This window comes from Hymenobacter cellulosivorans, from assembly GCF_022919135.1.
Lineage (GTDB): Bacteria > Bacteroidota > Bacteroidia > Cytophagales > Hymenobacteraceae > Hymenobacter > Hymenobacter cellulosivorans.
This window is the reverse complement of the sequence record NZ_CP095049.1, coordinates 4,729,599-4,743,510: the sequence shown is the minus strand read 5'-3', so window position 1 is coordinate 4,743,510 and position 13,912 is coordinate 4,729,599. Positions and strand designations below refer to the sequence as shown.

10 protein-coding genes are annotated in these 13,912 nt (G+C 59.3%); 4 read left to right on the top strand and 6 right to left on the bottom strand.

The features are described from left to right. Positions 1 to 270: 270 nt before the first annotated feature. Positions 271 to 2,694 carry an endonuclease MutS2 gene (locus tag MUN80_RS20110; protein WP_244715685.1) on the top strand — a complete coding sequence of 808 codons (2,424 nt, stop codon included), beginning with the start codon at positions 271 to 273 and terminating at the stop codon, positions 2,692 to 2,694. Positions 2,695 to 2,789: 95 nt separating this feature from the next. On the opposite strand, the gene MUN80_RS20105 is transcribed toward MUN80_RS20110, so the two are convergent. The 3 genes from MUN80_RS20105 to murB form a co-directional block, all read right to left on the bottom strand. After that, entirely contained in the window at positions 2,790 to 5,078 is a 2,289-nt protein-coding gene (locus tag MUN80_RS20105; protein ID WP_244715683.1) for a phospholipase D-like domain-containing protein, read from the bottom strand. 132 nt (positions 5,079 to 5,210) lie between these two features. Beyond that, positions 5,211 to 6,197, bottom strand: a complete 987-nt coding sequence (locus tag MUN80_RS20100) for a fibronectin type III domain-containing protein (RefSeq protein WP_244715681.1) — start codon at positions 6,195 to 6,197, stop codon at positions 5,211 to 5,213. A gap of 145 nt (positions 6,198 to 6,342) precedes the next feature. Continuing rightward, complete coding sequence (gene murB, locus MUN80_RS20095; RefSeq protein ID WP_244715679.1) at positions 6,343 to 7,377, bottom strand: UDP-N-acetylmuramate dehydrogenase; 1,035 nt, start codon at positions 7,375 to 7,377, stop codon at positions 6,343 to 6,345. Positions 7,378 to 7,825: 448 nt separating this feature from the next. Here murB and MUN80_RS26290 point away from each other — a divergent pair, with 448 nt between their 5' ends. Next, positions 7,826 to 8,452 carry a Riean_0653 family protein gene (locus MUN80_RS26290; RefSeq protein WP_511181439.1) on the top strand — a complete coding sequence of 209 codons (627 nt, stop codon included), beginning with the start codon at positions 7,826 to 7,828 and terminating at the stop codon, positions 8,450 to 8,452. Between the two features lie 153 nt (positions 8,453 to 8,605). Further along, a complete protein-coding gene (locus MUN80_RS20085) occupies positions 8,606 to 8,866 on the top strand; it encodes a hypothetical protein (protein WP_244715675.1) in 261 nt (86 codons plus the stop codon). Positions 8,867 to 9,073: 207 nt separating this feature from the next. Here the strand turns inward: MUN80_RS20085 and MUN80_RS20080 are convergent, their stop codons facing one another. Further along, positions 9,074 to 10,474, bottom strand: a complete 1,401-nt coding sequence (locus MUN80_RS20080) for a sugar MFS transporter (protein ID WP_244715673.1) — start codon at positions 10,472 to 10,474, stop codon at positions 9,074 to 9,076. Between the two features lie 140 nt (positions 10,475 to 10,614). Here MUN80_RS20080 and MUN80_RS20075 point away from each other — a divergent pair, with 140 nt between their 5' ends. Continuing rightward, entirely contained in the window at positions 10,615 to 11,802 is a 1,188-nt protein-coding gene (locus tag MUN80_RS20075) for a THUMP domain-containing class I SAM-dependent RNA methyltransferase (protein ID WP_244715671.1), read from the top strand. A 61-nt stretch (positions 11,803 to 11,863) separates the two neighbouring features. On the opposite strand, the gene MUN80_RS20070 is transcribed toward MUN80_RS20075, so the two are convergent. Beyond that, positions 11,864 to 12,118 (bottom strand): hypothetical protein, encoded by a 255-nt coding sequence (locus MUN80_RS20070; RefSeq protein ID WP_244715669.1) that lies wholly within the window; start codon positions 12,116 to 12,118, stop codon positions 11,864 to 11,866. Between the two features lie 54 nt (positions 12,119 to 12,172). Continuing rightward, on the bottom strand, positions 12,173 to 13,615 hold the full coding sequence (nrfD, locus tag MUN80_RS20065; RefSeq protein ID WP_244715667.1) for an NrfD/PsrC family molybdoenzyme membrane anchor subunit: 1,443 nt from the start codon (positions 13,613 to 13,615) through the stop codon (positions 12,173 to 12,175). Positions 13,616 to 13,912 lie beyond the last annotated feature (297 nt).

The window sequence follows — 13,912 nt, the reverse complement described above, 5'->3', positions numbered from 1 at the left end:
TGAAAGCGTAATTGAAAACGATGGCAGGCCACCGGTGAAATTTACTCTCATAGAAGGTGTTTGCTTGAGCTTGGCTGCGCTTTTCTTGATCTACGGCAATGGGTTGGCGTACCTGGACGCCTAGCCAACTGCCTGGGGCAAAAGGGCTGGCAGCTAGGTGATACTCTAACCCTCACACTTTATTAACTCTCTTGAATCTTTCCCGTCGCTGCAGATGTTTACCTTAGCATTCTCTTTCTAATTCCGCAGTACCAATCCCCACTACCGAGTTTGATTCTTCCCAATAACTTCGAGCAGAAAATCGGCTTCGCGCAGTTGCGCGAAATGCTGGAAAGCTTGTGCCTGAGTGCCCTGGGCCGCCAGTTTGTGGCCAAGATGCAGTTTCAGACCAAGCACGACCAGCTGGAAAAGCTGCTGCTGCAAACCGACGAGTTCCGCGTCCTGCTCCAGTCGGGCGCCGACTTCCCCAGCCAGCACTACCACGACGTGCACCCCCATCTGGTGCGGGCCAGCCTGCCTGGTGCCTACCTCGACGTGCCCGCGTTTTTCGCGGTGAAAATGTCGCTGCGCACGATTCGCCAGGCCCTGACTTTCTTCACCCACGCCGAGGAAACGCTCTACCCCACGCTGCGCCTGTTGGGCATCGGCGTGCAGGTCGACCGTAACTTAATGGCGGCCATGGACAAGGTAATCGACGACGAGGGCCAGGTGCGCGACAATGCCTCTCCGCTGCTTTCCCAGCTGCGCCAGGAGCTGATTAACCGCCAAAGCATGCTGCGCAAGCAGATTTCCGGCATCCTGCGCCACGCCAAAACCGAAGGCTGGATTCCCGGCGACGCTGAGCCTACCATTCGTGGGGGGCGCCTGGTGCTGCCCGTCATTGCCGAGCACAAGCGCCGCGTCAAGGGCCTGATTCACGACGAGTCGGCTTCGGGGCAGACCGTGTTTATCGAGCCGGAAGCCGTTTTTGAGCTGAACAACGACATCAAGGACCTCGAAAATGCCTACCAGCGCGAGCTGATCCGCATTCTGACGGCCCTCACCAGCCAGCTGCGCCCCCACATTCCGGACTTGCGCAAGGCCTACCAGTACCTGGGCCTTTTGGACTTTATCCGGGCCAAAGCCTTGCTGGCCGGCCGCCTCGAAGCCACCATGCCGGTGCTGCACCCCCGCCCGCTGCTGCTTTGGAAGCGGGTGCGCCACCCGCTGCTCTACCTGACTTTCAAGGAGCACTTCAAGGACAACCCGCGTGAGGTAGTGCCCCTGGACATGGACCTCAATCCTGACCAGCGCATCCTGCTGATTTCAGGCCCCAATGCCGGTGGTAAGTCGGTAGCTATGAAGACCGTGGGCCTGGTGCAGTACATGCTGCAGTGCGGCCTGCTGATTCCGGCCGGCGACGGTTCGGAGGCGGGCGTGTTCGACGATATTTTCCTCGACATCGGCGACGAGCAGAGCCTGGAAAATGACCTGAGTACCTACTCGTCGCACCTGCTGAGCATGAAGCAGTTCGTGACTCTGGCCGGCAAGCGCAGCCTGGTCCTCATCGACGAATTCGGTACCGGCACCGAGCCTGCTCTCGGCGGGGCCATTGCCGAGGCCGTGCTCGACCAGCTCAACCGGGCCCGCAGCTTCGGCGTGATTACCACGCACTATACTAACCTGAAGAACTTTGCCGAGCGCAATGCCGGCATCGTCAACGGGGCCATGCGCTACGACCCCGAGCAGCTCCAGCCGCTCTACCGCCTCGAAATCGGGAAGCCGGGCTCTTCGTTTGCCATCGAAATTGCCCGCAAAATCGGCTTGCCCAAGCAGATTGTAGAGCGAGCCACCCAGCTCGTGGGCAAGGATAAAATCCGTTATGACCGGCTGCTGGAAGGCCTGGAAAAGGAAAAGGCGGACCTGGAGCAGCGCACCGCCGAAGCCGCTAAGGCCGAGAAACGCATGAAAAAAGCGGCTCAGGAATACCAGGACCTCAAAAAGCACCTCGACGAAACCACGCTCGACGTGTTGCGCAACGCCAAGGCCCAGGCCAAGCTCCTGCTCAAGGACACCAACCAGCAGATTGAAGCCACTATTGCCGAAATCCGCTCCAACCAGGCCGACAAGGAGAAAACCAAGGACGCCCGGCACAAGCTCGACACCTTCGTCCGCGAGAAGCTCCAAATCGAGCCGCCCAAGCCCAAGGCTACCCGCGAAACGGCCGACCCGAAAACCCTCAAGGCCGGCGACAAAGTGGCCCTCATCGGCCAGGATGGCTACGGCGAGCTGATCAGCATCAAAGGCAAAACGGCCGAGGTGCTGTTTGGCGGCATGAAAACCATTGTTAAGGCCAGTCAGCTGGAAAAGGTGGGGCGGGCCGAAATTCGGGAACGGGAGAAGAAGGCCGAAAAAGCCAGCTTCAGCTCCTCGGCCAGCCTGGGCATGGACCTGACCGGCCGTATGGCTAACTTCAGCCCGGTGCTCGACTTGCGCGGGGAACGGGCCGAAGACGCCCTGCATAAGGTGATGGCTTTCGTGGATGATGCCGTGATGCTGGGAATTCCCGAAATCAAGTTCCTGCACGGCCGCGGCAACGGCGTACTGCGCCAGGTGGTGCGTGACTACCTGCACCGGGTGCGGGCCGCCGCCAGCGTGGCCGATGAGCACGCCGACCGGGGCGGCGACGGGGCGACGGTAGCCGTGTTGAAGTAACAAACACCAACAGCCCTGTCTGCATACTTCCAGCTACAAAAAAGGCGGCCTCCAAATCCGGAGGCCGCCTTTTTTGTGGCTGGAAGGTGAGAAGATTACTCTACTACCACGCGGCTTACCTGCGTCGATTCAGGCGTTACGACCTGCACCATGTACAAGCCGGCTTTCAGGCTCGAAGCGTCTACTTTCACTTCTTCCCCGGCTCCAATCGCCTGGGTTTGGGTCAGGGCTACGCGGCCGGTAGCGTCGCGCAGGGTTACGGTAGCGGTGCGGGCCTTGCCGGCTTCTACGCGCAACTGGAACTTGCCCTTGGTCGGGTTCGGGTACACCTGAATGGAGGATTGCTGCACCGTGGCCGTTTTGTTGGCCAGTACCAGGTTACACACCGAGATGCCCCGGTTCTGGTCGGCAATGCGGGCCGCAAATTCTTGGTAGTAACGGTTCACCACCAGCGGGTCGTGGACCACCAGGGTGTTTTCGTCGTTGGTCGTGTTGGCCGACAGGCTCCAGTTGTGCGAGCCCACGAATACCTGCGGATCCGACTGCGAAGCCCCAGCGTCCACAATCAGCGTTTTGTGGTGCATGATGCCGCCGGTGTTCTTCACCATAATGCGGGTACCCAGGGCCGTGCGGATAGTACGGAAAATAGAGCCCGTGCCCGTGTTGGAGGTGTCATTGAGCAGGACCTCCGAGCAGCCAGCAATGTTACGCAGCTGCACCTGGTCCCGCACTACCTGCCCGATTTCGCTCAGCGTGATGAGCATAGTCTCGATGTGCAGGTCGTTGTCGGCCGTGCGGATGCTTTCCAGCAGGCGGGCGTTTACGTTGTCGGTGGGGCTGAACCACGACTCCACGCGCGAGCCCCCAATGACGAAGAAGTGGGGTGTATTGTCCGTTTTACGGTTGCCGAAAACCGGCGTGCCGGGTGTCAGGCCCGTCGACCCCCAGATTTCCTCAAACTCCATCGTATAGGTGCGGGCCAGGCTCTGGTCCTGCACGGCAATGACGTTGTTGTTGTCGGTAAACAACTGGGCCTGAGTCCAGTTGGTGGAGCCAGTCCACACCCAGGGGCGGTTGGCGTTGGTGCTGTTGGCGTCGATGACCACAAACTTGTTGTGCATGATGCCGCGGTTGCTGGCATCACTATCCGAGTCGCGGCCGATGCGGGGAATAGCTGCGTTCAGGAGCTTTATGCTGTTGTTGGCGTTGGTGGCCTCATAAATCAGGCGCACTTTTATCCCCCGAGCCTGGGCCCGGTTAATAGCATCCACAATCGTTTGGTTGTTCCAGTTATAAATGGCCACGTCCAGGGTTTCCTGGGCCCGGTCGATATAGCGGGCCAGCGTGTCGGGCACGGTCTGGTTCAGGTACAGGGCCGCGTTGGAGGGCAGCGCCAGGCTGGTGTTGACCGAGCTATTGAAGTAGTTGCGGATTTTGCCCGTCGAGTTCGACACCGTAATCATGGGCACGATGCCGCTGGAGGAGGTCCCGTTGGCATTGGTCGAGGATACGCGCACGTAGTAAACCGTGGCGGGCTGCAGGCCGGTCAGGCTCACCTGGTGGGCCGTAGTGGCCGCGGGCGTAGTTAGCACGGTGCCCAAAGCGGGGGTGGTACCGTACTCCAGCTTCGTGTCGCCGGCAAACTGGGTGGCAAAGGAAACCGTGAAGCTGGTGCGCGTCAGGGCCGAGGGGGTAGGACCGTTCAGAATCTTGGGGCCTTCCAGCACGATATCCGCGTACAGGCGCGGCAGCAGCTGGTAGCCGCCCGCACCCGTGGTAGAAAACTGGCTCATGATGCCGATGATGTCAAACGGGCCTGTGGGTACAGGTTTACCCACTAGGCCATTGGCCCCCGTTGAAGACGTGTTGGGCCGGAAAACCAGCGTGGGCTGGGCGTTGAGCAGGTAATTGGTATTGCCCGCAAAAACCGTGGCGGTGCCCCCGTTAGCCGCCGTGACGCTCGTGGCGTCGTTGATGCGCACCAAGCGGCCCTCATACGCTTCGGCGTACACCGAGCTGGCCGTGGCGATATCCACCTGGGCTACCGTCAGCGGGCGATTCTGCCCCAACACCGTAACGGAAGTCACGGGGTCTATTTCCAGAATGCCGTTGAAGTTTTTCAGCGTGCCCCGCACCTCAATACTGTCGCCCACGCCCAGGCTAGTAAACACGGACGTCGTTGCATAGGCGGCCAGGCCGGCTTCTTTATCCTGCAGGTAGCGAATGGCGCCCAACTCAGCTCCGTTGGAGACGGTACCGCGCACCGCTACCGTTGCGCCCACCCCCTTGGCCCGGGCGGAGGCAATGGTTTCCACGCTTTGAGCAAAAGCCGGCCGGAAGCTTGCCCCAAGAGCAAGCAGGCCTAAAAGAGTAAATTTTTTCATGAAATGTGGGTAGGAAGCACTAAAAAAGGCGCACAAAGAAACACAGCGCCGGGTTAACCACAGGTTAAGTTATGGCTGACCCGGCGTTTGTGAGCAAAGCAGGATTACAAAAGAATGGTTCGGCGGGCCGGATTATTCCGCGCTGTCGGTGCTGCGCGTGCGGGTCGTAGCGCGCTTTTTGGTGTCGGTAATCATCGGTACAGCCGCCGACTCCGACTTGCCCACCGCGTTAGTGGATGATACCTTGACGTAATACACCGTGCCGGGTTGCAGGTCGGTCAGGGCAATGCTGTGCTTGGTGGTCTGGTTGGCGTTGGTCACGACCGTGCCCAGGTCCGAGGTCTTGCCGTACTCCACGCGGGTGTCGCCGGGGTTTTGGGTGGTAAAGGACACGGTGAAGCCGGTGCGGCTCATTTCCGTCGGTACGGGCTCCCCCACAACATTGGGCAGACCACCGCCGAGAACGAAGTCGGTGTAGAGACGGGGCAGAATCTGGTAGCCGCCGGTGCCGCTCGGGGAGAACTGGCTCACCACACCTACCAGGTCGAAGTCGGTCTTGGGCACAGGCTTGCCGACCAGGCCGATTTCGGTGCTGGAAGCGCTGTTGATGCGAATGGGCGCCGTTTTCTGGCCGTTGATGAGGTAGTTGTTGTTACCGTTCATGGCCGCCAGGGGCGAACCATTGGTGGTGGTAATGTTGGTTACACCTTTAATTCTTACCAACCGGCCCTCGTAGGCTTCGGCATATACTTTAGCCAGATCGGCGGCGGGTACTTCCACCACGCTCAGGCGGCGGTTTTTGGCCAGAACTTTCACCGACGCAATCGGGTCCATTTCCAGCAGACCGTTGTAGTTTTTCAGGGTCCCGCGCAGCTCTACACTGTCGCCCAAGACCAGGTCGGCAAAGCCAGGGGCGCGCAGGGAGTAAGCAGCTAACCCAGCGTCTTTGTCTTGCACGTAGCGCAGGCCGCCGAGCTCGGGACCATTGCTAACTGTGCCCCGAATGGTTACGGTAGCTCCGGGGCCCGCCGTTCGCGCGGCCGAGATGGAAACAGGAGCTTGGGCATACGTACTAGTTGCCCCGCTAGCCAGCAGGGCAAAAAAGGTAAAGGTTTTCATCAGGCAAAAAAGCAATAAGTGGGAAAGTCAGGCCAGTACGGAAAACACAAATATGCCTATTTTCAGGCTAATTGTATTGTAAGGTTGGTGCCAAATGCCCTGCTTTGTTGCGCAGATGATAGAATTTAGTCGAATAGCTGCGGATTTACAAAATATTGACCTCGGGGTGCAGCTCGATGCCGAACTTTTCGCGCACCGACGCAATGATTTCCTGAGCTAAATCCCGGATGGCGCTGCCCTGGGCTCCGCCGTGGTTGACGAGCACCAGCGCCTGCCGGTCGTGGACGCCGTGGGCCCCGAAGCGCCGGCCTTTCCAGCCGCATTGCTCGATGAGCCAGGCGGCCGGCACCTTCACGCCGCCGGGCACGGGGTAGCCAGGCAAATCGGCGTACTGGCTTTTGAGCTCGTCGTACTTGGCCTGGGAAATTTCGGGGTTCTTGAAAAAGCTGCCGGCGTTGCCAATCTGGGCCGGGTCGGGGAGTTTGCTGCGCCGGATCTGGATGACGGCCTCGCTCACGTCGTGGGGCGTGGGGTCGGTTTCGATGCCCATGTCGGCCAGGGTGGTGCTGATGGCCCCGTAGCTGACGTTGAGCTGGTGCTTACGCTGCAGCTGCAACACCACGCCCGTGACGATGTACTGGTTGCGCAGGGGGCCCTTGAACACACTTTCGCGGTAGCCGAAACCGCACTGCTCGTGGGTGAAGGTGCGTAGCTGTCCTGTGCTGATTTCCACGGCTTCGAGGTGGTCGAAGGTGTCTTTGAGCTCAGCCCCGTAGGCTCCGATATTCTGCAAAGGCGCCGCGCCCACCGTGCCCGGAATCAGCGACAGGTTTTCGATGCCGCTCAGGTTTTGGCTTAGTGCGTACTGCACCAGTCCGTGCCACGACTCGCCGGCGCCGGCCCGCACCAGAGCCGTGTCGTGGGCTTCGTCCTGGGCAATGATTTCGAGGCCGGTTATTTCGTTTTTGAGCACTACGCCGTCGAAATCCTGGGTGAAGAGCAGGTTGGAGCCCCCGCCCAGCACCAGCTTATCGGCCTGCTGCACTTCGGGCAAGGCCAGCAGGGCACGCAACTCCTCGACCGAGCGGAAGCGGGCAAACAGGCGGGCCTGGGCATCGATGCCGAAGGTGTTGAAAGGCAGCAGAGAAACGTGGTGTTCTAAAACGGGAGCCGAAGCCATAGCAAAGCGGAATAAATGCGTGTAACGGCAAAGTTAGCCGTTTGCTACTTGTTGGCGCAGCTTACAGGATTTAGTGAAATGATGCCTCCGAAATCGTCGGGCGAAACGAAAAGCCTACTGGTTGGACTAGCTTGCCCTTAGCCCAATCTTCTGAAACCGATGAGTTCACGAAACTTATCCCTAATCTGGGTTTCCTGAACCTTGAAAGGTGAACCAGTTTCTTGGACTTAATCTGGTCTGTAGGGCTGCTTTGCTATGCCACTAGATGTAGATGGGTAGCGCTTCAGGAAAAGGAGCGTTTGGGTTGACGTCCGGTAGAGCGCCTTGCGGGTAATGTCCTTTTATAGGCAGTTAATAATCTGACATAAAACAAATTATTGACACTAGGCACCGTGAAAGAAGTCAAAACAGGCTGCCGATTGGCGCGCGGAGGCCCGGTCGGCGTGCTATGTTTGTGTACCGGCTCGCCAGTGGGCCATGCTACTCTTCTACTGCCGTGACCATTCGTCTTCCTGTGCTCCTGTTAGCCATCACTTTAGGCTTAAGCCACTGCAAAAAGAAAGAGGTGACGCCCCAAGACCAGCTTCCGCCCGCTACCCAAAACGGCCAGAATACCGCTGGCTGCCGCGTAGATGGTATTGCCTGGACTGCCCAAGCCTCAGGCCTTTTTAGTCCTAAGCCCATTTTTGCGTCCTGGGATAATGCATTCACTACGAAACGCGGGTTAAGGCTTTCCTTCGCTAAGGTCCTTAACTATGCTGAATCGCACGTGCATGCCCGGACCAGAATTAGTTTCTTCGTGCCCGACCTGCGTAGCGCCAGCACCTTTGTGCTTGACCAACCTGCCAATCCTCAACTCGCTAGCTCCAACCCCGCCTACGGTTCTTTCACCTTCGCAAAGCCCTCGCCCGAACAAGTGCTGCTCACTGGCCCCTCGGCCACGGGCCAGTTGGTTATCACCCGGTTCGACTCCGTGGCGCGGGTCGTGGCCGGCACCTTCGAGTTCACGGCCCACGAGGCTTCGGGCGGGGCTACTGTGCGCGTGACCGAGGGCCGGTTTGACTGCACATTTTAGCCGCGTTCCGGCGTGCGGGCACTGGCCCCCGGTGCGCATCCGCAGAGTCACGGCAACGATTCAGAGTGAGAAGCCCCGTTCACTGAAACGGTCGAAACGCTAAACGAGCTATATATTGCACGGTATCTTCTTTGCTTACCCTATACGCTCGTTATGTTTCCCACAACAGACTATTCCAAAATGACCCAGGAGGAATTGGAATCGGAAGAGAAAAAAATGAACTCGCAGAAAACACTCACGGCGTTACTCATCGGGGTGACGGTGGGCGTGGCAGTATGGTCGGCTACTCACCACGGGGGCATCCTGACCTTCGGGTTGCTTGGGCTGGCAGTTATAGTGGGGTACCGGGCCTCACACGCCCGCAAGCGCCTCCAGGCTGAAATAAGTCGCCGGGACAAGGCCCCCAATGACTGAATGCCCCTCAGAGCACAAGTTCACCTAAACGCTGGTTGTCATTAAAAGAGTGGTGCGTGCCGCTCACTGTGCTACACCTCCCGTTTTTTTGAGAGGTACCCGACAATAATAAAAAAGTGTTTCAGCTTGGGACCAAAACACTTTTAAAATTTGGGTAACAACAAGCTGTTAGAACGGCAGGCTTTCGACAGAATCAATCAAGCCACTCTACCGTACCCGGTAGCCGCTCAAGCTATAAAACAGCAGGTAGGCATAGCACAAGGCCGGCAACACGAAGGCCACGCGCAGCCCGCCGCCGTTGGTGGCAATCCAGCCCATCAGGGGCGGAATGATGGCCCCGCCCACAATGGCCATAATCAGGTAGGACGAGCCCTGCTTGGTGAACTTGCCCAAGCCGGTAATGGCCAGCGGAAACACCACGGGCCAGATAATGGAGTTGCACAAGCCGCAGAGCACCACCAGCCACAGAGCCGTTTCGCCGCTACTGGCAATGGAGGCCAGCACGAATAGGGTGCCGGCCGCGCACACGCCCACCAGCAGCTTGCGGGCATTGAAGCGGCTAAGCAACGGAATACCGATAATGCGGCCCACCATCAGCCCAAACCAGTAAGACGAGACCAGCACGGCACCCACGGCCTTAGTGAAGCCGGTGGCCGTGTCGATGGGTTCGGGGGAGTGGCCAAACAAAGCTGCCGCCCAGCCCGTAGCCAGACTCAGGCCCCGCACCAGCTGCTGAGTAAAGCCGCTGAGCTGGGTGATATTCTGGCTTTCCCCGTAGCGAATCAGGAAGGAACCCAGGCCCACTTCGACGCCCACGTACATAAAAATAGCGCCCACGCCCAGGGCCAGGTGGCGGTAGTCGAGGGCGGAACGGCGGCCGGTGGGGCCGGCTTCGGCAGTCAGGGCGGCTTCCTCCTCAGCGGGGATACTCTCGATTTCGGGCAGGCGCACCAAGAAAAACAGCACGGCCAGCATCGCCAAGAACAAGGCTAGGCCCAGGTAGAGCGGCTTGACCAGGGTGGCTTCCTGGGTTAGGCGCTGCTCCAGGGGCATGGCCGCCAGCTGAGCCTTGAGCACGGCCGAGCCCCCGAACAGAATCAGGCCGCCGATAAGCGGGGAGATAGTGCCGCCCAGCCCGTTGGCCACGCCGACAATGCTAACCCGGCTGGCCGCCGTGCGGGCCGGGCCCAGCACCGACACGTAGGGGTTGGCCGCTACCTGCAGCAGCGTGACGCCCGCACCTAATAAGCTCAGGGCCAGTAGAAACAAGCCAAAGGTGCGCGAATTGGCCGCCGGAACAAACAGCAACGCCCCGGCCGCCATGACCAATAAGCCCAGCACAATGCCGCGCTTGAAGCCGATACGCTCCAGCACCTTGCCGGCCGGCAATGACATCAGAAAGTAGGCTCCGAAGAACGCCGACTGCACCAACGACGACTGCAAATCGGTGAGCTGGCACACGTCCTTGAGGTAGGGCATGAGCACGTCGTTGAAGTTGGTAACGGCCCCGAACAGGAAAAACAGGGTCGTCATCAGCAGCATGGGCCCGGCGTAGGAGCGGGTGGCAGTGCTGGCAGAAACGGAGGAGGAAGAGACGGGAGCAGCCATGCAGGCAGGATAGGGAGAAAGTGAAGGCCTTAAAGATAGGAATTCGCGCGAAGCCCAGCAGCAAGACGAACATGGGTGAAATTGACCCGCCAAAAACTCCGACCTTTGCCGCTCTACTTTTCCCTAGCACTCCCTGCCTTATGTCCGAGAACCGCCGCGACGCCACCTTCTTTATGACCGCCACCACCCAGTTTGGCCTGGAAGAAGTGCTGGCCCAGGAGCTGCGGGACCTGGGCGCCAAAATCGAGAAGGTGGGACAGCGGGCTATTGAATTTACCGGCACCAAGCAGCTCCTCTACGAAGCCAACCTCTGGTGCCGCACCGCCGTGCGCATCCTGAAGCCCTTTGCTGGCTTCTACGCCCGCGACGAAAAAGCCCTCTACCGCGAAGTCGGCCGTATCGACTGGCAGGACTACATCCGTCCCGACCAAACCTTTGCCATTACGGCCGTAGTCAACAAGTCCTCCTTCGAGCACTCCTTGTATGTGGCCCAGCTCACCAAGGATGCCATTGTGGATCAGTTTCGCAACCGCACCGGCTCGCGGCCCAGCGTGGACGTCAAGAACCCCGACATCCGGCTGCACCTGCACATGATTGAAAACGACGTGGTGCTCAGCCTCGACGCCTCTGGCGACTCGCTGCACCGCCGCGGCTACCGTCAGCAAACCAACGTGGCTCCGCTCAACGAGGCCCTAGCCGCTGGCATTATCCTGCTTACCGGCTGGGACGGCAAAAAGCCCTTTATTGACCCTATGTGCGGCTCGGGTACCTTGCTAACCGAAGCGGCCCTCATTGCCCAGCGCATTGCGCCCGGCCTCTACCACCAGGGCAAGTTCAGCTTCCAGAATTGGGCCGACTTTGACCAGCAGCTCTGGGATTCGGTGGTGATGGACGCCCGCAGTGCCCGCATTGAGGAGTCCCAGGCCTACATTGCCGGCTCCGATTTGTCGCGCGAGTACATTGAGCTGGCCCGGGAAAACGTGGCCGCCGCCGATTTGGAGGACTATATCCGCCTCGGCGTGCGCGACGTGAAAGACGCCCAGGCGCCCAAGAATGAGCCGGCCGGCATCGTGGTGTCGAACCCGCCGTACGGGGAGCGAATCGGGGAGGAAGCCCAGATGGAAGCCTTGTACAAAACCATCGGCGACACGCTCAAAACCGGCTTCCAGGGTTACGATGCATACTTATTTACCGGCAACCTGGAAGCAGCCAAACGCGTGGGCTTGAAAGCCTCCCGCCGCATTCCCTTGTTTAACGGCCCCATCGACTGCCGCCTGCTCAAGTATGAGCTCTACCAGGGCACGCGTAAAGTATCGAAGCCGGAGTAGCAGGCTGTAGCCAGGTTTCACCCGCTTAGTAGGGTTCCGGTAAGTGCGGCGGCCTGCTTGGCTAATAGCGCATCCCTACTTTCGGGGCGGCAGCCGTAGCCAGGATCTGCTTGGCCTCCCGCACTAGTCGCTCGCCGGGCGTCATTTCCTTGCGGTACAGCAACACCGTAAGCACTACGAAAGACACCCCCGGCAGCACGACGCCCAGTCCGCACCAGAGCGCGAAGGAGCGGCCGTAGCTGTAGGCGCAATAGCCCGTTACCAGGGGCACGAAAATCAGGACGCTCAGAGCGGCTAGTAATAGGTCAATCAGCATGATAAGGGGAAGTAACGCGTGTGAAGGATAGGCCCCAGCAGTGATACTTGCCGGCTAATGGTGCGGCGTGGCGGCAGATGGTGCCGAGGCTGCTGGGGTAGAGCGTGTGAGATGGTGCGGGTCGTGACCGGTGTAGGTCGGACCATTGTCCACCGTGTATTTCAGCACGGTCTTCACTTCAGCCATGTTTACCACGGGGAAGAACTTAGCGAAGAGCAGGAACAGGGTGAAGAATAAGCCCATCGTCCCCACATAAATACCGATGTCGATAATCGTGGGCGAGAACATGACCCAGCTCGAAGGCAGGTAGTCACGGTGCAGCGAGGTGACGATAATCACGAACCGCTCGAACCACATGCCGATGTTGACGATGATCGACAGCACGAACGTGAGCGGGATACTGTAGCGCACTTTGCGGATCCACACCAGCTGGGGCGTAATCACGTTGCAGGTCATCATCGACCAGTACGCCCACCAGTACGGACCCGTGGCCCGGTTGATGAAAGCGTACTGCTCAAACTCCACCTGCGAATACCAGGCAATGAAGAATTCGGTGATGTAAGCTACCCCGACAATCGAGCCGGTGATCATCATGATTTTGTTCATCAGGGCGATGTGCTCCATCGTGATGTAATCTTCCAGCTTGAACACGACCCGGGTGATGAGCATCAGGGTCAGTACCATGGCGAAGCCCGAGAAGATAGCCCCGGCCACGAAGTAGGGCGGGAAGATGGTCGTGTGCCAGCCCGGCACCACCGAGGTGGCAAAGTCCATTGACACGATGGTGTGGACCGAGAGTACCAGCGGGGTCGACACCCCGGCCAGGATCAGCGAGACGGTTTCGTAGCGGCTCCAGTGCTTGGCCGAACCCGTCCAGCCCATGCTCAGCAGCGAGTAGGCTACTTTGGCAATCGGGCCCTTAGCACGGTCGCGGATTGTAGCGAAGTCAGGTACCAGACCCGTGTACCAGAACACGAGCGAGACGGTGAAATAGGTCGAAATAGCGAATACGTCCCAGAGCAGGGGCGAATTGAAGTTTACCCACAGCGAACCGAAGGTGTTTTGCAGCGGGAATACCCAGTAAGCGAGCCACGGACGGCCCAGGTGAAGCACGGGATACATAGCGGCGCAGATGACGGCGAAAATCGTCATGGCTTCGGCCGCGCGGTTGATAGAGCTGCGCCACTTCTGGCGGAACAGCAGAAGCACGGCCGAAATCAGCGTGCCGGCGTGGCCGATGCCCACCCACCACACGAAATTGGTGATGTCCCAGGCCCAGCCCACAGTTTTGTTCAGACCCCATTCCCCGATACCATACCACAGGGTGCGGTACACGGAGTAGAAGAAGATGCCCAGCAAGACCAGGGCCCCAGCCAAAGCGGCCATCCAGCGGGCGTTTGGCCGGGCTTCAACGTGGCGGCTGATATCCTGGGTGACGTCGTGAAGGGTTTTGTTGCCGGTGACGAGCGGCTCGCGGAGTGACGATACGTGCTGCATAACTGAAGTAATTGACAGCAGCAAAGCACGGGGCTGGGCACAAGCAAAATCTTGATTGAGCGCAAGATTTAGCGGTAATTTCACACAAGCCCGAAACCAGGTCGGCCTATGGATACCGCTGGCCCCATCAGGATCCGGAAGGAAGTTAAGTTGTGCTGTGGGTGGGGCTATAAGCGGCCCCGACTGCCGGGCTGGTACAGCCGAGCGCTTGACCTGGGCCCCGATAAAAGCGGCTGGCAACGGCAATTTATCCGTCTGGCAAAAGTTCCGAGAAGTCGTACCCGCTACTTTTGCCCG

Excerpts from the sequence above, each read along its gene's own strand:
- MUN80_RS26290 (WP_511181439.1), top strand. The coding sequence starts at position 7,826 with ATGTTTGTGTACCGGCTCGCCAGTGGGCCATGCTACTCTTCTACTGCC.
- MUN80_RS20075 (WP_244715671.1), top strand. The coding sequence starts at position 10,615 with ATGTCCGAGAACCGCCGCGACGCCACCTTCTTTATGACCGCCACCACC.
- MUN80_RS20080 (WP_244715673.1), bottom strand. The coding sequence starts at position 10,474 with ATGGCTGCTCCCGTCTCTTCCTCCTCCGTTTCTGCCAGCACTGCCACC.
- murB (WP_244715679.1), bottom strand. The coding sequence starts at position 7,377 with ATGGCTTCGGCTCCCGTTTTAGAACACCACGTTTCTCTGCTGCCTTTC.
- MUN80_RS20085 (WP_244715675.1), top strand. The coding sequence starts at position 8,606 with ATGTTTCCCACAACAGACTATTCCAAAATGACCCAGGAGGAATTGGAA.
- MUN80_RS20070 (WP_244715669.1), bottom strand. The coding sequence starts at position 12,118 with ATGCTGATTGACCTATTACTAGCCGCTCTGAGCGTCCTGATTTTCGTG.
- MUN80_RS20105 (WP_244715683.1), bottom strand. The coding sequence starts at position 5,078 with ATGAAAAAATTTACTCTTTTAGGCCTGCTTGCTCTTGGGGCAAGCTTC.
- MUN80_RS20100 (WP_244715681.1), bottom strand. The coding sequence starts at position 6,197 with ATGAAAACCTTTACCTTTTTTGCCCTGCTGGCTAGCGGGGCAACTAGT.
- nrfD (WP_244715667.1), bottom strand. The coding sequence starts at position 13,615 with ATGCAGCACGTATCGTCACTCCGCGAGCCGCTCGTCACCGGCAACAAA.